This window comes from Shewanella marinintestina, from assembly GCF_023283845.1.
In the GTDB taxonomy this organism is placed as follows: domain Bacteria; phylum Pseudomonadota; class Gammaproteobacteria; order Enterobacterales; family Shewanellaceae; genus Shewanella; species Shewanella marinintestina.
On the sequence record NZ_JAKILC010000001.1, the window covers coordinates 443,888 to 468,904 of the forward strand.

General features: G+C 42.3%; 24 protein-coding genes. 7 read left to right on the forward strand and 17 right to left on the reverse strand.

What is annotated here, in order from left to right; translation table 11 throughout:
* Nucleotides 1-41: 41 nt before the first annotated feature.
* From L2747_RS01965 to L2747_RS02020, 12 genes are all read right to left on the reverse strand, one after another.
* Nucleotides 42-917 (reverse strand): NAD(P)-dependent oxidoreductase, encoded by an 876-nt coding sequence (locus L2747_RS01965; protein WP_248997427.1) that lies wholly within the window; start codon nt 915-917, stop codon nt 42-44.
* A gap of 136 nt (nt 918-1,053) precedes the next feature.
* A complete protein-coding gene (locus L2747_RS01970) occupies nt 1,054-1,554 on the reverse strand; it encodes an acyl-CoA thioesterase (RefSeq protein ID WP_248997428.1) in 501 nt (166 codons plus the stop codon).
* Between the two features lie 64 nt (nt 1,555-1,618).
* Complete coding sequence (locus L2747_RS01975) at nt 1,619-1,987, reverse strand: hypothetical protein (protein WP_248997429.1); 369 nt, start codon at nt 1,985-1,987, stop codon at nt 1,619-1,621.
* 234 nt (nt 1,988-2,221) lie between these two features.
* Nucleotides 2,222-3,460, reverse strand: a complete 1,239-nt coding sequence (gene fabF / locus L2747_RS01980) for a beta-ketoacyl-ACP synthase II (RefSeq protein ID WP_248997430.1) — start codon at nt 3,458-3,460, stop codon at nt 2,222-2,224.
* A 242-nt stretch (nt 3,461-3,702) separates the two neighbouring features.
* The gene (gene acpP, locus L2747_RS01985; protein WP_011496723.1) at nt 3,703-3,936 is read right to left on the reverse strand and encodes an acyl carrier protein; all 234 of its coding nucleotides are present in this window, start codon (nt 3,934-3,936) and stop codon (nt 3,703-3,705) included.
* A gap of 159 nt (nt 3,937-4,095) precedes the next feature.
* Nucleotides 4,096-4,842: a 3-oxoacyl-ACP reductase FabG gene (fabG, locus tag L2747_RS01990; protein WP_248997431.1), complete on the reverse strand. Its 747-nt coding sequence runs from the start codon at nt 4,840-4,842 to the stop codon at nt 4,096-4,098.
* 9 nt (nt 4,843-4,851) lie between these two features.
* The gene (fabD, locus tag L2747_RS01995) at nt 4,852-5,778 is read right to left on the reverse strand and encodes an ACP S-malonyltransferase (RefSeq protein ID WP_248997432.1); all 927 of its coding nucleotides are present in this window, start codon (nt 5,776-5,778) and stop codon (nt 4,852-4,854) included.
* A gap of 54 nt (nt 5,779-5,832) precedes the next feature.
* Nucleotides 5,833-6,792, reverse strand: coding sequence for a beta-ketoacyl-ACP synthase III (locus tag L2747_RS02000; protein ID WP_248997433.1), 960 nt, complete (start codon nt 6,790-6,792; stop codon nt 5,833-5,835).
* A gap of 10 nt (nt 6,793-6,802) precedes the next feature.
* Nucleotides 6,803-7,831, reverse strand: coding sequence for a phosphate acyltransferase PlsX (gene plsX / locus L2747_RS02005; RefSeq protein ID WP_248997434.1), 1,029 nt, complete (start codon nt 7,829-7,831; stop codon nt 6,803-6,805).
* 15 nt (nt 7,832-7,846) lie between these two features.
* Nucleotides 7,847-8,017, reverse strand: a complete 171-nt coding sequence (gene rpmF / locus L2747_RS02010; protein WP_020913118.1) for a 50S ribosomal protein L32 — start codon at nt 8,015-8,017, stop codon at nt 7,847-7,849.
* Nucleotides 8,018-8,034: 17 nt separating this feature from the next.
* On the reverse strand, nt 8,035-8,559 hold the full coding sequence (gene yceD, locus L2747_RS02015; protein ID WP_248997435.1) for a 23S rRNA accumulation protein YceD: 525 nt from the start codon (nt 8,557-8,559) through the stop codon (nt 8,035-8,037).
* 582 nt (nt 8,560-9,141) lie between these two features.
* A complete protein-coding gene (locus tag L2747_RS02020) occupies nt 9,142-9,351 on the reverse strand; it encodes a hypothetical protein (RefSeq protein WP_248997436.1) in 210 nt (69 codons plus the stop codon).
* 319 nt (nt 9,352-9,670) lie between these two features.
* Between L2747_RS02020 and L2747_RS02025 the strand changes: the two genes are divergently transcribed.
* Both L2747_RS02025 and L2747_RS02030 read left to right on the forward strand, forming a co-directional pair.
* Nucleotides 9,671-10,252: a Maf family protein gene (locus L2747_RS02025; protein WP_248997437.1), complete on the forward strand. Its 582-nt coding sequence runs from the start codon at nt 9,671-9,673 to the stop codon at nt 10,250-10,252.
* A gap of 199 nt (nt 10,253-10,451) precedes the next feature.
* On the forward strand, nt 10,452-11,813 hold the full coding sequence (locus tag L2747_RS02030) for a sensor domain-containing diguanylate cyclase (protein ID WP_248997438.1): 1,362 nt from the start codon (nt 10,452-10,454) through the stop codon (nt 11,811-11,813).
* Nucleotides 11,814-11,943: 130 nt separating this feature from the next.
* Here L2747_RS02030 and L2747_RS02035 read toward each other — a convergent pair whose 3' ends face one another.
* Nucleotides 11,944-12,591 carry an HAD family hydrolase gene (locus L2747_RS02035; RefSeq protein ID WP_248997439.1) on the reverse strand — a complete coding sequence of 216 codons (648 nt, stop codon included), beginning with the start codon at nt 12,589-12,591 and terminating at the stop codon, nt 11,944-11,946.
* A complete protein-coding gene (gene rluC, locus L2747_RS02040) occupies nt 12,588-13,547 on the reverse strand; it encodes a 23S rRNA pseudouridine(955/2504/2580) synthase RluC (RefSeq protein WP_248997440.1) in 960 nt (319 codons plus the stop codon). Before rluC ends, L2747_RS02035 begins: the two co-directional genes overlap by 4 nt.
* 600 nt (nt 13,548-14,147) lie before the next feature.
* On the opposite strand from rluC, the gene rne reads away from it, so the two are divergent.
* Together rne and L2747_RS02050 are read left to right on the forward strand one after the other, a co-directional pair.
* Entirely contained in the window at nt 14,148-17,369 is a 3,222-nt protein-coding gene (gene rne / locus L2747_RS02045; protein WP_248997441.1) for a ribonuclease E, read from the forward strand.
* Between the two features lie 130 nt (nt 17,370-17,499).
* Nucleotides 17,500-19,059, forward strand: a complete 1,560-nt coding sequence (locus tag L2747_RS02050) for a SulP family inorganic anion transporter (protein WP_248997442.1) — start codon at nt 17,500-17,502, stop codon at nt 19,057-19,059.
* A 69-nt stretch (nt 19,060-19,128) separates the two neighbouring features.
* On the opposite strand, the gene L2747_RS02055 is transcribed toward L2747_RS02050, so the two are convergent.
* Complete coding sequence (locus L2747_RS02055) at nt 19,129-20,034, reverse strand: bifunctional methionine sulfoxide reductase B/A protein (RefSeq protein WP_248997443.1); 906 nt, start codon at nt 20,032-20,034, stop codon at nt 19,129-19,131.
* 497 nt (nt 20,035-20,531) lie between these two features.
* Here L2747_RS02055 and L2747_RS02060 point away from each other — a divergent pair, with 497 nt between their 5' ends.
* Nucleotides 20,532-21,371: an isopenicillin N synthase family dioxygenase gene (locus L2747_RS02060; protein ID WP_248997444.1), complete on the forward strand. Its 840-nt coding sequence runs from the start codon at nt 20,532-20,534 to the stop codon at nt 21,369-21,371.
* 117 nt (nt 21,372-21,488) lie between these two features.
* Nucleotides 21,489-22,427, forward strand: coding sequence for a ribosome biogenesis GTPase YlqF (gene ylqF / locus L2747_RS02065; RefSeq protein WP_220780182.1), 939 nt, complete (start codon nt 21,489-21,491; stop codon nt 22,425-22,427).
* Nucleotides 22,428-22,537: 110 nt separating this feature from the next.
* Here the strand turns inward: ylqF and L2747_RS02070 are convergent, their stop codons facing one another.
* On the reverse strand, nt 22,538-23,026 hold the full coding sequence (locus L2747_RS02070; protein ID WP_248997445.1) for a low molecular weight protein-tyrosine-phosphatase: 489 nt from the start codon (nt 23,024-23,026) through the stop codon (nt 22,538-22,540).
* Nucleotides 23,027-23,252: 226 nt separating this feature from the next.
* Between L2747_RS02070 and L2747_RS02075 the strand changes: the two genes are divergently transcribed.
* Entirely contained in the window at nt 23,253-23,909 is a 657-nt protein-coding gene (locus L2747_RS02075; protein WP_248997446.1) for a nitroreductase family protein, read from the forward strand.
* A 131-nt stretch (nt 23,910-24,040) separates the two neighbouring features.
* On the opposite strand, the gene L2747_RS02080 is transcribed toward L2747_RS02075, so the two are convergent.
* Complete coding sequence (locus L2747_RS02080; protein ID WP_248997447.1) at nt 24,041-24,910, reverse strand: DNA ligase; 870 nt, start codon at nt 24,908-24,910, stop codon at nt 24,041-24,043.
* Between the last annotated feature and the right edge of the window lie 107 nt (nt 24,911-25,017).

Below are 25,017 nucleotides of genomic sequence, written 5' to 3' on the forward strand. Positions count from 1 at the left end.
GTCCTTTTATAATAAATTAAACTATCTTCGCAGCTAAACCACTAACCGCGATTCTTCTCAAGTTTTGCTAACAGACTTGATGTGTCCCAGCGTGCACCGCCAATAGCTTGCACTTCTGAATAGAATTGATCGACTAATGCTGTTAAAGGCAAATGTGAGCCATTGCGACGCGCTTCAGTGAGTGCAATTCCAAGATCTTTGCGCATCCAATCTACCGCAAACCCTAGGTTATACTCGCCCTGCCACATGGTTTGATAACGATTTTCCATTTGCCAAGACTGCGCAGCACCTTTGCTTATCACCTCAACCACTTTTTCGCCATCAAGGCCTGCGCTACGCGCAAAATGTAATCCCTCAGCTAAACCTTGTACTACGCCTGCGATACAGATTTGATTGACCATTTTAGTGAGCTGACCTGCACCTACCTCACCAAGCCTTTCAGCGCATCGAGCATAGGCATCCATAATCGGCTTTGCAGCTTCAAACGTTGCTTGTTCTCCGCCAACCATAACGGTTAATACGCCATTTTCTGCCCCAGCCTGACCACCAGATACCGGAGCGTCCATAAAGCCAATATTAAGTGATTCGGCGGCTGCAGCAATTTCACGCGCGACATCGGCGGAAGCGGTTGTGTGATCAACTAAAATGCTATTTGCTGTCATGCCGGCTAATGCGCCGGTATCACTTAAAGTCACTTCGCGTAAATCATCATCGTTACCGACACACACAAACACAATATCTTGTCCTTTAGCAGCCGCTTTGGGAGTTAGTTGATATTCGCCACCGAACTCGTTAACCCACGCTTTTGCTTTAGCTTCAGTGCGATTATAAACAGTCACTTGATGGCCATTTTTAACCAAATGCCCCGCCATTGGGTAACCCATTACGCCCAAACCGATAAATGCAACTTTAGCCATTTCACTTCCTATTTGTAGAGTCAGATTGTTTATATTTTGAAGCCATTCTAAAGGCTTGATTGAAAAATAACAGGGAAAAAAGAAATAAAAAAGCCAGCCCAAAGGCTAGCTTTTATGCGTGAACAAACTCGACACTTTAGGGAAGTTGTAACGAAGGCTGTAGATCAACGTGCGCTTGCATTTCCGCACCAATCTTTTTGCGCATTTCCATCAAACGTATTGCAGATTCTCGCAGTTCTATATCCGCTGGCAGTTCAGGCTTCCAATCAGGTACTTCGGTCGGTTGACCTTCATCGTCAACCGCTACCATCACTAATACACAGTGAGTGGTTAAATGCCGATCTTGATTTTTAGGGTCACCCGCTTTTACATCAACACCTAAGTGCATTGACGTGCGACCGGTATAAATAACCTTTGCAGTCACTTCAACGATATTGCCCACATGAATAGGCTTAACAAATCGAATACCGCCTGCATAAGCGGTAATACAATACTTACCGCTCCAGCCAGCTGCACATGCATAGCCCGCAAGGTCAATCCATTTCATCACGGCGCCACCGTGTACTTTTCCGCCAAAATTAACATCGGCAGGCTCTGCGAGGAATCTTAATGTTAATTGTCTTTCTAAACCGGCCATATTGGACCTCAATGCATTTACTGACTATTGAGTATCTTACGCCAAATTCTTTACATCGGCACGTTTAGCCAAACTGACCGACTAAAAAGCTACCACTTAGAACAACAGGCAAAGATAGGCGATAAACCCAAAGCTGTGTAGTCGCTCCGAAGTACTTACCACCATTAAATAAGGTGTAAGCTGCGATACCCGCTAAAAACAGCCCCATGACCTCAATACCTGCGATAACACTGTTGGCATTGCTAACGTCAATTGCGGTTATCAAGAGTGCAAACCAAACAATACTAAAGGCAGCTACGGCCATATTAAATGTTTTAACACCTAACTGCAGCTGAGGTAAACGTGTTGCGGATTCGCCACGAATAAGCTCATTAATATTAGCAGTAATAATGCCTAGAACTGGCATGATAGGAATAACAATTGGATTTAGCACTTTCGTGTCCCTTAGGTAAGTTCTGCATTGAGCTCATCACTTGAGCCGACGCCAGCAGTATCTGCCTAAAAACACGTATATTCTAGTGGCATATCAGCAGATTAACTAAGGTTAATCTTGCCGATATAAAATTTTAATATAAGGCCAAATTAGTGTGAGATAGTTCATGATACACATGAAGACTAAATATAAAAAAAGCGCCTTTAGGCGCTTTTTTTTATCGTACTTAACTCACTATACTTTTTTAAACAGTAATGAGCCGTTAGTTCCACCAAAGCCAAATGAGTTACATAGACCGTATTCAAACTTGTAATCACGTGCTGTGTGCGGCACAAAATCCAAATCACAACCTTCATCAGGATTATCTAAGTTAAGCGTTGGTGGGATCACCTGATCTTGAAGCGCCAAAATCGTGATAATGGCTTCGACCGAACCTGCGGCGCCCAGTAAGTGACCGGTCATTGATTTTGTTGAGCTAACAAGTAAGTCATAAGCGTGATCGCCAAATACCGACTTAACCGCTGCCGCTTCAGCTTTATCACCTGCAGGTGTAGAGGTACCGTGAGCGTTGATATAACCAATCTCTTCACGACCAATTTTTGCATCGTTAATCGCGTTAACCATGGCTGCAGCAGCGCCAGCGCCGTCACTTGGTGGTGATGTCATATGGAACGCATCACCGCTCATGCCAAAGCCTACAAGCTCTGCATAGATAGTTGCTCCACGCGCTTTAGCGTGCTCGTATTCTTCAACGACCATCACACCTGCGCCATCTCCGATAACAAAACCGTCACGGTCTTTATCCCAAGGACGACTTGCAGCTTGTGGATCATCATTGCGGGTTGATAACGCTTTCGCAGAGCCAAAGCCACCAACTGCTAATGGGCAAGTCACATCTTCAGCGCCGCCCGCAACCATTACGTCTGCATCACCATAAGCAATCGTGCGCGCCGCAAAACCAATATTATGCACTCCAGTTGTACAAGCGGTCGTCACAGCGAAGTTTGGTCCGGTCATGCCGTATTTTATCGACAGGTGGCCAGCAATCATATTAATAATGGTGCTAGGAACAAAGAAAGGAGAGATCTTTCGCGGTCCACCTTTAATCATTGCCGAATGGTTTTGCTCGATAAGTGGCATTCCGCCCATGCCTGCACCAATAGCCGTACCGACACGAGCAGGGTCAAGCTTATCCATCTCAAGACCCGAATCTTCTACAGCTTGAATCCCTGCTGCCATGCCGTATTGGATAAACAAGTCCATCTTACGTGCATCTTTACGGGACATGTACTGTTCGACATCAAAGTCTTTAACAGAGCCGCTTATACGCGTTGTGAACTCACTTGCATCAAATTTAGTGATTGGTGCAATACCACTCTTACCAGAAACTAGAGCTTTCCAAGAAGAGTCAACTGTATTTCCCACAGGGCTAACTAAGCCTAAGCCCGTTATGACTACTCGACGTTTAGACACGCGGTCACCTTTTTACTTTAAAAATGAATAATGATGATAGCTGCAAAGGGTTTGAACTACCAATACCTAAACCTTGTAACATGAACATATGCGTTCATCAGGTAAAAGCCAATTCTGGTTGGAATAATACTTACTTAGGTCAATAAGTATTGAAAAAGCGAAGAGTAAAACGGAGCATCAACCAGCGGCTTTACAAACAAAAACAGGCGGCAAAAATGCCGCCTGTTTTCTAGAATTCTAGATTACTGATTCTTAGAAACGTAATCGATCGCTGCTTGAACAGTAGTGATCTTTTCAGCTTCTTCATCAGGGATCTCGGTGTCAAACTCTTCTTCTAGAGCCATAACCAACTCAACAGTGTCTAGAGAATCCGCACCCAAATCGTCAACGAAAGATGCTGCTGATTTAACGTCTTCTTCTTTAACACCTAGTTGCTCGATGATGATTTTCTTTACACGTTCTTCGATGTTGCTCATTAGTTTTCTTTCCTATTCAAATTACGCACTTGCGCAAGATTGCGAGTAGTTTATTGAATTTGGCAGACATTGCAAGCTCAAATTTCGTGGTCTAACCACAATCAAGCCTGCAGTTGATGCAGATCACCCCATGAAGGCGGTAACAGCCTGCCGTTCCCTTTAAACCATGTACATGCCGCCATTTACGTGAAGAGTTTCTCCAGTAATGTAAGCAGCAGAGTCAGACGCTAAAAAGAGGACTGCGTTAGCAATTTCCTGCGCCTGGCCAAGCCTTTCCATTGGCACCTGAGACATAATAGCTTTTTGCTGCTCTTCCGTCAGCTCATCTGTCATGTCTGTCTGGATAAATCCAGGAGCAATAGCATTAACTGTAATTTGACGAGATGCAACCTCTCTTGCAAGAGATTTTGTAAATCCGATCAAACCAGCTTTAGCTGCAGAGTAGTTAGTTTGCCCTGCATTGCCCATTGTGCCTACGACAGAACCAATATTGATAATACGTCCGTGACGCTTTTTCATCATTGGTCTCATCACCGCTTTTGACGTGCGGAAGATAGATGTTAGGTTAGTATCTACGATATCTTGCCATTCGTCATCTTTCATTCGCATTAACAAATTATCACGAGTGATACCTGCGTTGTTAACGAGGATATCAACATCGCCAGCTTTTTCTTTAATTGTTTCAAACAAAGACTTAACAGAATCTGAATCTGTTACGTTTAAAACAAGACCATGACCTTTATCGCCCAAGTAAGCTTGAATTGCTTCAGCGCCACGTTCGCTGGTTGCAGTACCGATAACCACAGCCCCTGCAGAAACTAAAGTTTCAGCAACTGCACGGCCAATACCACGACTCGCGCCAGTAACTAAGGCGACTTTACCAGTCAGATCAAAACTTATACTCATCAGATTTCCTTATTCGGTCAACGCCGTTAATGATGCTACATCGTTTACAGCTTGCGCTGAAAGTGAGCGATTAATACGCTTAGTAAGACCTGTTAGTACTTTTCCAGGTCCCATTTCAAATAATTTAGTTGTGCCTTCAGACGCCATTACCTCAACAGTCTCTGACCAGCGTACTGGACGATAAAGTTGGCGTACTAATGCATCTTTAATGTCAGCAGCTGCCGCTGGGCTCGCTACGTCAACATTGTTAATCACTTTTACGCTTGGCTCATTAAATTCTATTGCATCAAGTGCTATAGCAAGCTTTTCTGCTGCAGGTTTCATTAACTCACAGTGAGAAGGCACACTAACCGGTAATGCAACTGCCATCTTAGCGCCGTTAGCCTTGCATAATGCAGCAGCACGCTCAACAGCGGCTTTTTCACCAGCAATAACTACTTGACCTGGGCTGTTATAGTTAACAGGGCTCACTACTGCACCTTCGGAGGCGTCTTCGCAAGCTTTAGCAATCGCATCGTTATCTAAACCGATAATGGCGAACATTGCCCCTGTCCCAGCAGGAACAGCTTGTTGCATTAATTGGCCACGAAGCTCAACTAATTTTATTGCCGCTTCAAAATCAATGACACCTGCACAAACGAGTGCTGAATACTCACCTAAGCTATGGCCTGCCATGACACTTGGTAGTGCCTTACCTGATGCCAGGTATGCACGGTAAATCGCGACACTTGCCGCTAATAAAGCAGGCTGGGTTTTATCGGTTTCATTTAGGGTTTCAACTGGACCTTGCTGAACTAAGTCCCATAAATCATATCCTAGGACTTGGCTTGCTTGTGCAAATGTCTCACCCACAACAGCATGTTGCTCAGCTAGCTCAGCCAACATACCTAATGCTTGTGAGCCCTGACCAGGGAATACAAAAGCCGTATTTTCCATATTTATCTACCTTTAAAATCGATGTCTACTAACGAATACAAATGAAGACCATCATTAAAAACGAACTAAAGCACTTCCCCAGGCAAATCCTGCACCGAAAGCTTCTAGTAGTAACATTTGACCGCGCTGAATACGACCATCTCTAACCGCTTCATCTAGCGCGATAGGCACAGAGGCTGCTGACGTATTACCGTGCTTAGCAAGCGTTAACACTACTTTATCTAGACTCATATCAAGCTTTTTAGCTGTCGCTTTAATGATTCTAAAGTTAGCCTGATGCGGCACTAACCAGTCTATCTCAGATTTATCAATATTATTGTGACGTAATGTTTCAGTCACAACATGAGACAGCTGAGTCACAGCAACTTTAAATACATCATTGCCTTTCATTGTCATATAACCAACAGCTTCAGAAGTCTCACCTTTTCGGGGTGGGATTGAACATTTAAGCAAATCGCCTTGACGACCATCTGCATAAATATGAGTTGAGATAATCCCTGGTTCCTCTGAACGACCAACAACAGCCGCGCCAGCACCGTCACCAAACAAAATAATTGTTGAACGGTCTTCTGGCTCACATAAGCGTGACAGTACATCAGCGCCAATCACCAATACATTTTTTGCAGCACCTGACTTAACAAACTGATCGGCAACAGACAATGCATATACAAAGCCAGAACAAGCCGCTGCGATATCAAATGCAGGAATAGTATGAATGCCTAGCATGGCTTGGATTTCACAAGCTGCTGCAGGGAATGCATTAGCTGCACTTGTGGTACCACAAACAATCATGTCGATTTCTGTGGCATCAATACCAGCCATTTCAATAGCTTTTAAGGCTGCTTGATACCCCATGGTCGCAACGGTTTCGTCCGCTGCAGCGATTCGACGTTCTGAAATACCAGTACGTTCAACGATCCATTGATCAGTGGTCTCAACCATTTTTTCAAGATCGAGATTACTACGTACCTGTACGGGTAGATAACTACCAGTACCAAGAATTTTTGTATGCATAAGGAATTTATCAGCTATTAATGTCTAAAAGAATCGACTCAAGACGATCTTCAATCATCTGTGGGAGTCGACGTTGCGCTTCTGTCACTGCTAAATTAATTGCTTGTAAAAAAGCAGCTTCATCCGCACACCCATGACTTTTTACTACAATTCCGCGCAATCCTATCAGACTTGCACCATTGTAGTGGTCGGGGTTCATCTGATTTAACAAAGAACGTATCCGTGGAGCGATGATTTTCGAAAGTAGGCGTACAAAAAAGCCCTCTCCGAGTCCTTTTTTTAGTTGGTGAACCAACAAGCGAGCAATACCCTCTGAAGTTTTCAAAGTGATATTACCGACAAAACCATCACAGACGATTACGTCTACGTTACCAGAGTAAATTTCATCACCTTCAATAAAACCGGTATAGTTTATTTGAGGGATCTGTTGCAGTAATTGACCAGCTTGTTGAACCTGATCATTACCTTTAATTTCTTCAATGCCGACATTGAGTAAAGCGACTTTTGGCGCCACCGTTTTATCAACAGTCTCGCTGAGTACAGAGCCCATAACTGCAAACTGAAATAACGTTTCGGAATCGCAAGAAATGTTCGCACCTAAGTCTAGCAAATAAACTGGCGTGTTATTGACCGCAGGTAAGCAGCTAACGAGAGCTGGACGGTCGATGCCGGGTAAGGTCTTCAGTAAAACTTTAGACATCGCCATTAACGCACCTGTATTGCCTGCACTTAAGCACGCTTGCGCTTTTCCATCACGAACGAGCTCAATAGCCAAACGCATGGAACTTTGCTTACGGTTTCTGAGGGCGTGTACTGGCCGATCTGACATAGTAACGACTTCTGTCGTGTGTCTGATCTCAATGCGACTTTTGATTGCTGGTTCGGCAGATGCTAAATGTTCGTCTATTTGGGATTTATCGCCCACTAGTACGATTTTTAGGAGGGGGTTTAAGCGAAGTGCCTGCAAAGTTGCAGGCACTGTGATGCGGGGACCAAAGTCGCCCCCCATCGCATCTAACGCAAGCGTCAGATTTGTCATAAGGGTCTCAACAAATTACTTGTTGATAACCTTTTGACCACGGTAGAAACCGTCCGCAGTCACGTTGTGACGACGGTGAAGTTCACCACTCGTTGCATCCACAGATAATTGAGCTGTGCTCAAAGAATCGTGTGAACGACGCATACCGCGCTTTGAACGAGATTTTTTATTCTGTTGTACAGCCATTGGCCCTGTCTCCTAGATTACTTGCTCTTCAGTTTTTCTAACACTGCAAACGGATTTGGACGCTCCTCTTGAGCGGGTTCGATCTCGCCTACCACTATATCTTGCTTACCAAGATGACAATCTTCATTCTCATGCATGGCAATTAGAGGCATAGCGATTATCAATTCATCTTCGATCAATTGATGCAGACGAATTTCGCCAATTTCATTGCACTCAATAGGCTCATACGCATCCGGGAGCTCATCGATTTCAGTTTCAGTCTTACAAAGGCCGAAACTAAACTCGACCGTAACCTCAGTGGTAAATAGTGTCATACAACGTTGACAATCCAGAGTGAGCTCCGTCACAGCCTTCCCGTTAAGGTAGACTATCCCCTGTATATCGACGCCACATTCAAGCGACACTGCCACATCAGAACAGTCGCCGGCACATAATTCATTTAATCGCTTTAACTGCTTACCAGGCACCAAGCCTTCATACGAAATCTGGCTACTGGCAGCGCGAACGGGATCAATTGAAACCGGTATCTTTACTGTTTGCATAAGGCGCGCATATTACCGTGAAATTCCACAAAGTCAATACCCTCATAAGAACGTATTGAATTATTGCTGACTTCACCGGTTAAGTGAGTTGTTAGGTAACCGCATTGTACAAGAAACAAAGCAGGCATTACATTATATTTCATCTATAAATACGTTTAAGTGTTCGTTAATCCATCGCGTCATTCTATTTTTGTGATGCTGTTAATAAAGCACATCACAAAAGTCTGCATAACAGCCTCTTTATATATCGCTAAAACTAGCAGAGTTTGCAGATAGGCGCTGAGTTTATTAGTACTATCAGCAGTTGAAATACCTTTTCTTGGGGAATGAATGGTGAAAATCTTAGGGAATGAGTGGTAAAAGCTCCTTCATCGAACATAGAAATTTATCTATTTAGGTAAATTCTACAGCGCTATTCTCACTCGTGAATCTTTGACGCACTAGATCCTGCTATGAACAATATAAAGTTAAAGCGCCTTTATATGCTTATAGAGGGCAATAGTTACCTTTACCCACTCTAACTACGAACCTTATAATTGTGCAGTGACTAAGAGATATTACTCTACCAAAACACCTATACCGTTAATGGTCCGCTTTAGTCGCTTTTTCTATCTGCTTAATGCCCGATGCCCAATCAACTACCACGTGGTCTAGCTTAGCTATAACTTCTCTGGCCAAAGCACCTAGCACCATAGCTGCTAAAATAGTGGGATAAAAAGGACGACTAACATCACCACTCAAATGAACAACTACTGATAACATGATTATGATCGCAAACCACAACTTAAACATTTAACTTCTCCGCCTTAAAACTTGCTTACAACTATAACGAGTTAGCCTGTACAGAGACTGAATACGACACTATTGCATCATAATCCCCACCTTCTCGATCTATAATGTAGAAATCGATTTTATAATAGGTAATCCACAGGAGTTATTCACAGACACACAAACGGGGGTATTTATAAACGTCTAATAACAAATAAGCCATTTACCGACAAAGCGAATCTAATCCAGTAAAATAGTAGAAATATTTTACTTATGACGTGTATAAGTTGCTTATCGAAAGCTCGCGTAAGTTATACACGTTTAACACCAACAAGGTATATCAATGACAGCTGCTATAGTGCTTGCATCAACCTCTCCATACCGCCAACAGGTATTAGAAAAACTGAAACTGCCGTTTACAACTTATTCTCCAGAGGTCGACGAAACACCTCTAGAAAATGAATCACCTTATGAGCTGGTTTTACGTTTAGCAAAACTAAAAGCTGCCGCAGGCGCCGCGCAACATCCAGACAGTATAATTATAGGTTCAGATCAAGTTGCTGTAATTAACGGCTCTATTATCGGCAAACCACATACCCGTGAAAAAGCCATTGAACAACTCTGCATGGCAAGCGGACAAGCAATTACCTTTTATACCGGACTTGCATTACACAATAGTAGCAGTGGACAAATTGAAGCAATTGTTGAACCTTTTACTGTCCACTTTCGCACATTAACCCACCAACAGATCTGCCGCTATATTGATATAGAGCAACCTTTATATTGTGCTGGCAGCTTTAAAAGCGAGGGACTTGGCATTGCATTGTTTGAAAAGCTTGAAGGAAAAGATCCTAATACATTAATTGGTTTACCGCTCATTTCACTGATTGATTTACTCCACCTACAAGGTAGCAATGTACTGTAAACTTTTACCACAAAGCACACAATTACAGGCATTGAGCGATAAAATATACGGCAGATATAAGGGAACTACACTAAAATAAGGCTAACTAATTAGATTTAGGTATCGTAACTTTCATTCAGTAAATACAAATCTTGACCAATAAACAATTGCTTAATGAATAGAAAGTTTCTGCATGCGGTTCAACGATTGAGAAAGGGATATGACCAATATTGAAGAAGCGCTTGCACTGCTTGCTGCCCCGTGTACCGATGAACGTTTTTTTCCTCGAGCGTTAAGTGCATTAACGCTCGTGACTCAATGTCGATGGGCTGGCTTTGTCCGACCTTCAACTAAGAAAGGCTTTGCTGAAGTCGTGGCTTTTTGCGACGGAAAGAAAAGCCTACCTGGTTTCGAATTTGAATTAAAAAACTCCCCTTGCGAACAAATCTACCTAGCACAGAATAAACAACACCTTACTTTTACTAACGAACTACAGCAACGCTTCCCCAAATTTGAGCTCCTAAAAAAATTGGGAGCCAATAGTTATCAAGCTGAAAAAATATTCAACGAACAGGGCGATATACTCGGGCATATTTTCGTCATAGATTCTTTACCACAAGTTGAAAATACCAAATCAAAAGAGTTTTTCAGATTATTAGCTCAGCGAGTGGGCGTAGAATATCAACGTCAGATCATTAACCGAGAGCTAAAACAACGTCAGGATATGATCGCTTCATCTGAGCAATATATGTCTTTTGTAGATACAGATTATATCTACAGAGTCGTATCAAAGGGCTACGAATCATTATTTAACCTTAATCAAGCTGATATTATTGGCCGCCCTGTTTATGAATTACATGGTTTAGCCGTTTTTGAAGGGCAAATAAAGCCGTTACTAGATCGCTGTATGCAAGGTGAACAGATAAAAACCCAATTGTGGGTTCACCCCCCACATATAGAAAAGCCCATCTTTTTAGACGTCCACCACAACCCATATTATGATGCCAACGGCAAAATTAAAGGTGCGATTGTCTCAGCACACAATATTACCGAGCTCGAGAAAGCAAAAAATAAGGTTGAGTATTTAGCCAACCACGATAGCTTAACAGGGCTCGCCAATAGGCGTTCATTGTTCGAACAGTTCCATAGTTTATTGGATCAAGGCGTTAGTAACGATAAAAAAATGATCATAGCCTATATCGATATCGATGACTTTAAATCGATTAACGATAACTTTGGCCACAAAATCGGTGATTTGGTTTTAAAGGAGGTGGCCAATACTTTAACAAAAGTCAGTGAAGGCGAAGATACTGTTGCAAGAATAGGCGGTGATGAGTTTGTACTGTTCACAACTTGCAATAACATGACAGACTTTGGTTATCAAAGCCTATTACATCGATGGCGAAAGCGGTTACAGCAAGCCTTATGTAAACAAATCACTATTGATGAATACGAGATAACATTAAGTGCTAGTATTGGTTTACATTTAGTCACAGACACATCGGCAGAACTATCGTCACTAATCAGTAATGCTGACAATGAGATGTTCAAGCACAAACAAAATGGCGCCGCTCAGCAATAATAAACCAATAAACTATACTGTTTATTTCACGCTAATACACAATGGACAAGTTACGCTCAACGTCTAATTTACAGTTACTTTACCGATTAAATCCCAGTGCCTCAGAGTAGCCAATCACATTGATGCAGGCTTACCTTAGTATTTGCAGTAATTCTAATGGCTGATGAATAATCGCTTTGGGTTTAGCCAGTAGCAATGTTGATTCGCTATGTGCACCATAACTGACACCCACAGAATCGATACCCGCGTTATTTGCCATATTCAGATCATGCAGAGAGTCACCAATCATGACGGCACTCTCAGGCTTAACCTTTAACTCTTCAAGTAATTCAAAAATCATATCAGGGTTAGGTTTACTCTTTGACTCGTCAGCACAACGACTCGACTCAAAGTAATGCCCTAAATTCGTTTCTGTAAGCACTCGGTTTAAGCCGTTACGGCCTTTACCCGTTGCTACAGCCAAACGATAATCCATGCTACGTAATTCATTAAGTAACACAGCACTACCATCAAACAAGGGGCTAGGAGTGCTATTAAGTGTCAAATAATGTTCTTTATACGAATTAATCATAGGTTCAAAGTCTAACACTGACTTCAATGGATAAAGCGTTTTTAGCGCCTCTTCCATTGATAAGCCAATGACATCTCTCACCGCTTGTTCAGTCGGCGTATCAATAGATAACGTTTGAGCCATCTGCTGCATACAAGTAACAATTTTACTGATGGAATCCATTAAGGTTCCATCCCAATCGAAAATGACTAATTCGTATGGCTTCATACTTTCTTTAACTTCTTTAAGGTTGATTCTAGTATTGGGTCTAATGGCGCTTTAACCTGCATAACCTCTTCCGTTTCCGGATGAGTAAATTTTAGCTGCGCCGCATGCAAGAATAATCGATTTAATCCTTGAGCACGCATTGAGTCATCAAACTTTTGCTCGCTGTATTTTTCATCGCAGGCAATTGGGTGACCAGTAAACTGACAGTGAACACGAATTTGATGAGTTCGTCCAGTAACTGGGCTCGCTTGGACTAACGTTGAATCACTGTAGCGTTGTAAAATTTTAAAGCGAGTCTCAGACTCTTTGCCTTCTTTATTCACACGAACAATACGTTCACCTGATTTAAGCGTAAGTTTTAGTAACGGTGCTTTTACCACTTTATCGTGTGCTTGCCATTCACCTCTTACCAGTGCAACGTAGTCTTTCTGCATTTTCTTATATCTTAACTGATCATGCAGATGTCTTAGTGCACTGCGCTTTTTAGCAATTAACAACACACCAGATGTTTCTTTGTCTAAACGGTGCACTAACTCAAGAAATTTCTGTTGAGTACGCAACGAGCGCATCGCTTCAATAACACCAAATTCAACACCACTACCACCGTGCACAGCAATACCTGATGGCTTGTTTAGTACAATGAGGTATTTATCTTCAAATAAAATACGTTCTTCAAGTTGCGAAACTTTTGTCAATTTAGCAGAGGGACCCGGACGCCCTTCACTCTCTGATACCCTAACAGGTGGAACACGTACCACATCCCCATCAGCTAATTTATACTCTGGCTTTATGCGCTTTTTATTCACACGCACCTCGCCCTTACGTACAATCCGATAGATCATACTTTTAGGCACGCCTTTAAGTTTTGTTAGAAGAAAATTATCTATACGTTGCCCAACGTGGTCCTCATCAATCGTAACCATTTGGACTTGTGCTTTTGGAGATGGAGTATTCATACTGCGCCGTTATGTATTTCGTTGCCACGCATTGTACAACAACTGAAAAGAATTGTGCCTTTCCATTTGCTGATTTTATCTATTATTGCTATATTTCCCTCGCTATCGCCGACTATAACTGGGTAAAACATGCCTAAGTCGGCCTTACATGACGTTCCAGAACGAGACTAAAAACGTTTAAAGTTTGATAGTAAATCATTGATTTACGGGTCGTTGTATCAATCAAAAGGCAAGAACATACGCCTTCACGACTAAATCAAAATGAAAACCCAACTTACAACTGGTTTCTCGACTGAAACGGCCCCAATTTCGAAGAATAATTTTAACTCGTCGTCAGACGCTACCATTTCGAATTGGCATTACTGGAAAGTACTTAAAGAATTTATGGGGTTGGTTGACATTTAACAACGAATTCCTTGTTTTTTGTAAACATAAAAAAATAAGCCATAAATAGGATGCGACACGCAGCGAATGCGTCTAACAGTTAATGCGCACCTTGCCTAGAGACTAACCGTGAGGTTCTGTTTTTTAATCCTAGGCCCGTAATGCAGTGAAAGTAGTAACGTTTGATGACCTTATATAAAGAAGAATTACGTCATCATGAAACGGATGTTAATCAATGCGACTCAATCTGAAGAGTTGCGCGTTGCCCTTGTTGATGGGCAACAACTGTATGATTTGGATATTGAAAGCCCAGGTCATGAACAAAAGAAAGCCAATATTTACAAAGGCACAATCACGCGTGTAGAGCCGTCTTTAGAAGCGGCTTTTGTTGATTATGGTGCTGAGCGTCACGGCTTCCTACCTCTAAAAGAAATTGCACGAGAATACTTCCCTAAAGGTTACTCTTTCCAAGGCCGTCCTAGCATTAAGGAGGTGGTCAAAGAAGGTCAGGAAGTTATTATTCAAATTGATAAAGAAGAGCGCGGTAACAAAGGTGCAGCCCTTACTACCTTTATCAGTTTGGCAGGTTCTTACCTAGTTTTAATGCCAAATAACCCTCGCGCCGGCGGTATTTCACGTCGTATCGAAGGTGATGAGCGTACTGAACTGAAAGCTGCACTTGCTGAGCTTGAAGTACCACAAGGCATGGGCTTAATCGTCCGTACTGCCGGTGTTGGTAAAGACCCAGCAGAGCTGAAATGGGATCTTAAGGTACTACAGCATCACTGGGCAGCCATTAAAGAAGCTGCAGAGAGTGCTCCAGCTCCATTTTTAATCCATCAAGAAAGTAACGTGATTGTTCGTGCAATTCGCGACTACTTACGTCGTGATGTTGGCGAAATCTTAATTGACCACCCACGCATTTACGAACAAGCAAAAGAACACGTTTCATTAGTTCGTCCTGATTTTGTTGAGCGTATTAAGCGTTATGACGCTGAAGTACCATTATTTACGCACTACCAAATCGAAACTCAAATCGAGTCAGCTTTCCAACGAGAAGTGCGCCTACCGTCTGGTGGTTCAATTGTTATTGACCCAACTGAAGCACTAACCTCTATCGATATTAACTCTGCTCGTGCTACTAAAGGCGGCGATATCGAAGAAACTGCTCTAAATACCAACTTAGAAGCTGCTGATGAAATTGCACGCCAATTACGTCTACGTGACTTAGGTGGTTTGGTCGTTATCGACTTTATCGATATGACGCCAGTACGTCACCAGCGTGAAGTTGAAAAGCGTATGCAAGACGCTGTTCACCATGACCGTGCACGCGTACAGTTAGGTCGTATTTCACGTTTTGGTTTGATGGAAATGTCACGCCAGCGTTTACGCCCTTCTCTAGAAGAATCAGCTGCGCACCTTTGTCCTCGCTGTCATGGCCAAGGTACTATTCGTGGTACTGAATCTTTAGCGTTATCAATTCTTCGTCTAATGGAAGAAGAAGCAATTAAAGAAAACACATCGCAAATTGAAGCGGTTGTGCCTGTTGATGTTGCCGCTTTCCTATTGAACGAAAAACGTAAAGCAATTCGAATTACTGAAAAACGCCACAATGTTGAAGTGTATGTCATTCCAGATCCAAATATGACAACACCTGACTACCGCGTTGTACGTCACCGTAAAGATGATCAAATCAGTGAATCTAGCTACAAGCTACTTGAAAAAGAAGAAGCTAAGCTTTATGAACCACGTAAACTAGAACGTGCTGCAGCTCCACAACCAGCACTCAAAGGTTTCTCTACGCCGAAAAAAGCGGTCATTGAAGAAGCTAAACCTGCAACAGCTCCTAAGAAAGAAGAGCCAGGTTTCTTTGCTAAGATAGCCGCAGCGATTAGCTCACTATTTGGTGCAAAAGAAGAGCCAAAAGTCGAGCCTAAGAAGCAAGACAAAGACAACCGCAATCAAGGCCGCAATAATAACCGTCGTAACAGTAATCGCCGTAATGATCCTCGTCGTAACCGCAACGACAATCGCAGCGATAACCGTAACGATTCACGCGGTGACACGGAACAGTCTAAAGAGAAGAGAGCAAAAAATAGTCGTAATGATAACAATGACTCTCGTTCAACTTCTGAAGAGACGAACAAGCGTCAACCACGTAACGATAAAGCGCGTAAAGACAATAAGCCTGATTCGGCAACGAATGAACAGCCAAAGCAAGAAGCTGCACGTGAACGTCGCCAGCGTCGTAACATGCGTCGTAAAGTACGTGTGAACAACGAACAGCAAGAAGAGCTAAAAGCGGACGTTGTAGTAACTGACGCGCCAGTACAAGCGAAACCATCGACAGATGACAAGCCAGCTAAGCCAAAACGTCAACCACGTAAGCCGAAAGCTAAAGTGGAAACTGTTGAAACAGAAGCTGTTGAAACCGTTAATGCTGAAGATTCAGCAGTTGCTGCAACAAAGCCTGTCGTTGAAACAAAACTTGAAACCACTGACAGTGCGCCAGTAACAAGTGCAGTTGAAAGTTCAGAAGAAACTATGGCATCAGAAGACAATAGTCGTGAACCTCGTGAAGGTCAGCGCAGAAGTCGACGTAGTCCACGTCATTTGAGAGCCGCTGGTCAACGTCGTCGTCGTGATGAAGATGCTCAAAATAATGAAGATGGCTCAGCTGTACCCGCTTTTGTACCTAATGAGGTAGAAACCGCTGTTGAGGTTGCACTTGAGAAACCAGCAAAAACACCAGCGCCAGTAGTTGTCGTTGCTGAAACTATCGTAGAGCCAATTGAAGTTGCATCAGTACAGATGCCACATGTTGAAACACCTGTTGAAGTGAAAGCTGAACCAGTTGTTGAAGCTAAAGTTGAAGCACCTGCAGAAGTGAAAGCTGAGCCAGTGGTTGAAACTAAAGTTGAAGCGCCTGTTGAAGTGAAAGCTGAGCCAGTGGTTGAAATTAAAGTTGCAGCGCCTGTTGAAGTGAAAGCTGAGCCAGTTGTTGAAACTAAAGTTGAAGCGCCTGTTGAAGTGAAAGCTGAGCCAGTTGTTGAAACTAAAGTTGAAGCGCCTGTTGAAGTGAAAGCTGAGCCAGTTATTGAAGCTAAAGTTGCAGCGCCTGTTGAAGTGAAAGCCGAAGCTCCAGCTGCAAAATCAGCCTCTGCGCCAATGGCAAAACCTGCAGCGATTCAATCAGCTCCAGTCGCTGTGGTTGAAGCTACACCAGTAGCAGCGCCAGAAGCAGTTGTTGAGACTAAGCCTGCCGCTAAGCCAGCAAGCCGCTTTGGCTCTATGGTGATGTCAGAAACGACTAAACCAACAGTTGAAAGCAGAGAGAATATTGCAACACCTACCGGTCGCCAATATGAAGCTTCAACTACTGAAGCAGCAAAGCCTAGAACGGCTAACACTGCAAACTCTGAAACAGTTCGTACTTAATTTAAGTTAACTGTTGCAGCTAAAAGCCATGCCTCTGGGCATGGCTTTTTTATGTTCAAACTGCCGCAATTTTGTTAGTATTCGCGGCAAATTATTATTAACACCAACACATATATTTAACAGAGGCTAAATGTTCGATCTTATTCGTCACAAAACAGCCAGCCATAGAGCTGACTTACTTTCAGGTCTTACCGTAGCCCTTGCATTGGTTCCTGAAGCCGTCGCTTTTGCATTTGTTGCTGGCGTAGAACCTATGGTTGGCTTATACGCTGCATTTATTATGGGTCTAATCACTGCATTAATTGGCGGGCGACCTGGTATGATTTCTGGTGCCACTGGTGCCATGGCCGTTGTTATGGTTGCTCTGGTTGCAGAGCATGGGGTGCAATACTTATTTGCCGCAGTTGTCCTAGCAGGTCTAATTCAAGTCTCTGCTGGTGTATTTAAACTCGGCAAGTTTATCCGTATTGTTCCTTATCCAGTAATGATAGGTTTTGTTAATGGCCTAGCTATTGTTATCTTCCTTGCTCAGTTAGGACAATTTCAAACGCCAGATGTAAATGGTGTAATGAACTGGCTACCGCAAGATCAACTAATCCTTATGCTAGGACTTGTTGCTTTAACCATGGCCATTATTCAGTTCTTGCCTAAGCTAACGACCGCAATCCCCTCTTCACTTGCAGCAATTTTGACTGTAACTCTACTTGTTACTTTCTTAAACCTAGATACTCGTACTGTTTTAGATTTTCTAAAATCAATGAGCGGTAACGACAATGCTACGATAGCAGGTAGCCTACCGACATTCTCAATACCTGCGGTAGAGTTCAGCTTAGAAACCTTATACATCATTCTGCCATACTCGTTAATTTTAGCTGCAGTAGGCTTAATTGAATCGTTACTAACATTAACGGTTATCGATGAAATGACAGGTACTCGTGGTCGCGGTAACAAAGAATGTATTGGTCAAGGCGTGGGTAACATCACCAGTGGCTTCTTTGGCGCTATGGGTGGTTGTGCCATGATTGGCCAGTCAATGATCAACATCAACTCTGGCGGTCGTGGACGTTTGTCAGGCATTACCGCAGCGGTTGCCTTACTTGCTTTCATCTTATTCGGTTCATCACTGATAGAAATGATCCCACTGGCAGCTCTAGTTGGTGTGATGTTTATGGTGGTGTTGGGCACATTTGAGTGGGCTAGCTTCAAAGTCATGCGCAAGGTACCAAAGCACGATGCGTTCGTTATCGTATTGGTTACTATCGTTACTGTCTTTACCGATCTTGCATTTGCCGTATTTGTCGGGGTTATTGTTTCAGCACTAGTCTTTGCCTGGGAACACGCAAAGCACATCAATGTCGAAGTCAGTGAAGATCAAAACGGCTGGAAAGTATATAAGTTAAATGGACCGCTATTTTTCGGTTCAGTTGCTGAATTCTTAGAGTTATTTGACGCTAAAAGCGATCCACAAGACGTGATTGTTGATTTCCAAAACTCTCGCGTATGCGACCACTCGGCTCTTGATGCAATTGATACCCTTGCTGAACGTTATGTAGGTAGCGGAAAGCGTTTACATTTACGTCATCTAAGTAATGACTGTAAAGAGCTGCTGGCTAAAGCAGGTGATTTAGTTGAAGTTAACTTAATCGAAGATCCACATTATAAAGTGGCTGACGATAAGCTTGACTCATAAATAGTATTCAGTTTTAACAATCAAAAAAGACAGGCTGTGCCTGTCTTTTTTATTATCTATCTGCACCAATTATTTCAACTTATCAGCAAATAGTGCTTTAACCTTATCGACTTTTGGCTTAACCACCATCTGACAGTAAGGTTGCTCACCATTAAGTTCAAAGTAATCATTATGGTAATTTTCTGCAGCAAAGAAGCCATCATAAGCAACAACCTCTGTCACAATAGGATCCGGCCAAGCTGCAACTTTTGTGAGATCGGCAATCATACTATTGGCAATTAATGCTTGCTCTTCATCATGGATAAAAATCACCGAACGGTATTGCGGCCCTCTGTCATTACCCTGCCTATTTAACGTCGTAGGATCATGACTCACCCAAAACACCTCAAGCAAACTCTCAAAGCTCACCAGTTCGGGATCAAATTCTATCTGTACCACTTCAGCATGCGCAGTTTCACCGCTACATACAGCTCTATAATTAGCGTCAGCAGCATCGCCTCCAGCGTATCCGGACGTCACCTTTTCGACGCCTTTGATTGCCGAAAATACAGCTTCAATACACCAAAAACAGCCACCACCCAATGTCGCAACGGCTAATTTGTTACTCTGACAGTCCAGCTCATCAGCACTTTTAAAGGTCATTGATACAGAGTTAACACAATGCCTGACATTTTTAGGTGTTAAAAACTCGCCCTCAAACACATGTCCTAAGTGACCATCGCATTGGCTACACACGATTTCAACTCGTCTACCATCTGCATCAATATTACGTTTTACCGCCCCGGCAATTTCATCATCAAAAGCAGGCCAACCACAGTGAGCATTAAATTTACTATCTGAATGGTAAAGCGGAGCGTCACACTTTTTACAACAATAAACGCCGTTAGCATCATGTTGATTATATTCGCCACTAAAAGGACGCTCGGTGCCTTTTTGCTCAATGACGTGCTTTTCAAATTCAGTGAGTTTACGCATCAAAATCTCAGCCCCTTATACTGTCTAGCTGTTTTGCTAATTAAACCTTTATCTCATTAAGTCACTCTTAATCATCTATAAACTCGCTCGTTGGCATAGATGACGAATAACGCTATACAGTAGACCCTATACGTCCATAAAAGCTTTCAAGATTACTTAATAGCTTATCGTAGTTAAGATTGGCTGTTAACTTAAGTCTTTGACTTTAATTCTTAGTATGCAGTCTTCACTTGAGCTTTTAGCTAACGTCATAGACTCAAGTCTACTTCACCGGCTCAGTATTGGTTTAAATCACCAACAAAATGACGCAATATTTATGATTATTTTTCATGCTAATGTTATCGCTTAAGTCGCTAAAATTTAGATAATTATTACCTTGTAACAGAAGCGTTTTCGATACACCGAACAATAACCAGTGTGATCAAGGTCACTTAGGTTTGCGCACGGTGTTTTGCACCGCTAAACTTGCTCGGGGTTTAATAATAAGAAGAATCAAGATGACATTAGAAACGATCGATTATCGCGCACAAGATGCAGCAGAAAAGTTTGTATCCTCATTAAGAGAGACTGGCTTTGGTGTATTAAGTAACCACCCTATCAATAAAGACCTTGTTGAAGATATCTATAAAGAGTGGCATAGCTTTTTCAATACCGAAGTAAAGCAGGCTTACCTTTTTAACCCAGAAACTCAAGATGGTTTCTTTCCAGCTGAAATCTCTGAGACCGCAAAAGGCCACAGTGTAAAAGATATCAAAGAATATTTTCATGTTTATCCATGGGGACGTATCCCTGACTCTTTGAGGGATAATATTCTTAAATATTATGATGACGCTAACACACTAGCTGCAGAACTACTTGAATGGGTTGAGCAATTTTCTCCAGCAGATGTAAAACAGAAGTTTTCAATCGCATTGCCCAAGATGATTGAAGACAGCCAAAAGACCTTACTACGTGTTTTACATTACCCACCAATGTCCGGTAATGAAGAGCCTGGCGCTATCCGCGCGGCAGCGCATGAAGATATTAATCTACTAACTGTATTACCAGCAGCCAATGAACCGGGATTGCAGGTGCAATTAAAAGATGGCAATTGGATTGATGTGCCAAGTGATTTTGGCAACTTGATTATTAATATCGGCGATATGCTGCAAGAAGCATCGAACGGCTATTTCCCATCAACCAGCCATAGAGTGATCAACCCACAAGGAATGGATAAAACTAAATCGCGAATTTCTTTACCGCTATTTTTACACCCAAACCCCGAGGTTAAACTGTCAGATAAATATACTGCCGACAGTTATTTGATGGAACGCTTACGTGAATTAGGGGTTATTTAGCCGCATTAGCACTGAATAACAGCCCAATAAGCGCCTTAGGGCGCTTTTTGTTTGTTAAACTTAAGCGTTACAAGGTAAAATCCCTTTAATTATGTAATTTGATAGTAGAGCACACACATGGCAATTCAGTGGTATCCAGGACACATGCACAAAGCACGAAAAGAGATCGAAGAGGTGATGCCTCAAGTCGATTTGGTGATAGAAGTGCTTGACGCAAGGATCCCTTACAGTAGTGAAAACCCTATGGTGCAAACACTCCGTGGAGATAAGCCATGTATCAAACTACTGAATAAATCCGACTTAGCCGACCCAGAAACGACCCAAGCTTGGATTGAATACCTTGAGCAAGAGCAAGGGGTAAGAGCAATGGCGATTACCACATTACAAGCTGGACAAGTCAAAAAAATCCCTGACTTATGCCGTAAATTTGTGCCCGGTCGTGACAAAATCGAAAAAGATATTCGAACTATGATCATGGGGATCCCGAACGTCGGTAAATCTACCATTATTAATACTCTAGCCGGCAGAATGATAGCTAAAACCGGTAACGAGCCTGCGGTCACTAAGACCCAGCAACGTATTAATTTAAAAAATGGTATTGTGCTTTCTGATACCCCAGGTATTTTGTGGCCAAAAGTTGATAATGAAAAAAGTAGCTATCGCCTAGCGGTAACAGGCGCGATTAAAGATACCGCGATGGAGTACGAAGATGTAGCGATGTTTGCTGCTGAGTATTTTCTAACTGCTTATCCAGAAGCGATTGCTGAGCGTTATAAAATCAAGCAGATGCCAAATACAGATATTGAGTTACTTGAAGCGATTGGCCGTAACCGCGGTGCACTTCGCCCTGGTGGACGTATCGATTTGCATAAAGCATCTGAAGTATTGCTACATGACTTCCGCGCAGGACGAATTGGTCAGTTGTCACTTGAAACACCTGAAATGGCTGAAATTGAAAAGATTGAAGTAGCAAAACTACTTGCTGAAAAACAAGCTAAAGAAGAAGCACGTAAAGAACAAGAACGCCTTAAGCGCTCAGGTAAACGCTTTAGCTAATAGCTGATTATTTATATAAAAGCGCTCATATAGAGCGCTTTTATATTAACTCCCGCCTATTTATTCTCATCAAGAAATAAACCCCAGCAACAAACTATTCTCATCAGAGATCACAACTGCCCACTTTGGATGCGACTAACAAGCCCATCACAGCTATTTTCGAGTAAGTCTAAAACAAGCTCAAAACCGTCCCCTTCGCCATAATAGGGATCTGGAACTTCCGTATAAATAGCATCATGTTCTCCAAAAGCACAAAAATCTAACATGAGTGCCAGCTTTGCTTGATACTCCGCAGGGCAAATACGCTTTAAGTCCTGCAGGTTTTGCTCATCCGCCGCAAGAATTAAATCAAAGTCACTAAAATCAGTCTGAGTCACCATTCTGGCTTGCATGCCGTTAAAGTTCAAACCACGTTTAACGCCCGCCGCAATAGAGCGTTTATCCGGAGCGTTTCCTTGGTGATAGGCAATCGTCCCTGCTGAATCAATCCTAATATCAAGCTTCGCTGCAGAAACTTTTGCTCTAAACATCGCTTCAGCGGACGGAGAGCGACAGATGTTGCCCATACATACAAATAGAATAGAGGAAATGTGTTTCATTGTAGCCCCTTAATAAAAATGTTTAACATTTCATATGAATCAATTACTTGCTCTACTTCAATGTAAACCATTGCAGTATTAGCTACACTTTTTTATTGTGATAATTTCATTATCAATAAAATCTTGATAATCATTCAACTAAAACACTATTTTTCAAATACACTGATACAGGTAGCATAGCGGCAACTGTTAAAGAAGTTCCACCGCTCTACATTAGGAAAAGATTATGACTCACCCTATTATTGCTGATCTTGAAAGCCGTTACACAGCAAAACGCTATGATGCTTCTAAGCGTATTCCTCAAGCCGATCTTGATGTTATTTATCAAGCAATGAATCTTTCTGCATCGTCTATCAACTCACAACCATGGAAATTTATTGTGATTGAAAGCGATGAAGCAAAACAGCGTATGCACGACACTTTTGCTAATAAGTTCCAATTCAATCAACCACACATTAAAGCGGCCTCGCATATTGTTTTGTTTGCTCACAATCCTAAATATACTCGTGAAGACTACGCAAAAGTCGTTGATAAAGGCATTGAAGATAAACGTTCAACCGCTGATGAAAGAGAGCAAGCTTTTGGTGCGTTTGCCTTTGTTGATCTTAACACTGATGAAAACGGCAACAATGCGACATGGACTAAAGCACAGACTTACTTAGCACTGGGTAACACCTTACACGTACTTGCACGCTTAGGCATCGACTCTACTACCATGGAAGGCGTTGATAGTGAGTTAATTGGTGAAATCTTTAAAGATGAGCTTGATGGCTATGAGTGCGGTGTTGCACTCGCAATGGGTTATCACCACAGCGCTGAAGATTATAACGCTGCTCTGCCAAAGTCTCGTTTACCCATTGCTCAAGTATTACAAGTTCTATAATTGTTCATCGGTTGAATATTTTAGGCTCGAGACCATAATCTCGAGCCTTTTTATTATAATTAAATCTATTTACTGTATTCAGTTAGCCCAGATTCATAATCAACAATTTCATCTAATTGATCAACTACATACTATTGAGATGCTCTCACTCTTAAAAAGCTGGCAAACCTTGGTGTCCCCTTTTGCGTAAGACCGTAGTATTTATAAGTGACCACACTACCTATCTTTGGCGGATTAAGCCTTTGCTCGTGACTTAAGCCACTACCTAACTTAAATACTTTGCCATCTTGATTTTCAACAACTAACGCCCCTAGCATGCCACTAAACTTTCCTTTACCTTCATTGTGAGCGATAACCACAGCTTCAGCATCGTAGAAAGGTTTTAGCTTAACAATATCTTGAGAACGTCCAGCCTGATAAAGTGCGGTCTTTTTATGTAACATCAATCCTTCACCGCCTAAATCAATAATGGCTTGTAGATCAGCATCTAATACGCCAGCTGTTGTGAGCGAATATTGCTTAATCACCTGTAAATAGGCGCTAGTACCGGTAAGTTCATTAACAGCTTTGTCATAGCGACCTGCAAAGGGAGTTGTCTCTGCCGGTAGGTCGAATACCATAAATAAAACCCTGCTCCACTCAGCATCTGTCGCTTGATTTTTCCGGATAATTGCAGAGATTTGTTCAAACGCTCCGCGCTTTATCCAAAATTCACCGTCTAATGGATATTTTGGGAAGTGCTGAATAAACCAATCTGGCGCAGCAATCTTTCTGCCAGATCGGCTGTAAAGGTTTTTACCATCCCAATAGCCCCTTACGCCATCAAGCTTTTCACTAATCAGATAATCTGAAACATTCGATATGGGGTTGGAAGCAGTGGTTGCCAGTTGAATTAATGGCTTAGTGCGAGGCATATTGCCTACTTCAGCAATCGCGATATTGGCAATGCATAAAGAAAAACTAAGGCTAATGCATAAAAACTGTATCGTTCTAATTATCATACCGTGGCTCCTTGCTTGATAATTTTACTTACACATCCTGTGAAGTACTCGCTAAGTCTAGGTGCTTAGTTTGTAGATGCCAAGCCAGTTGCTGTTAGAGAAGTGTC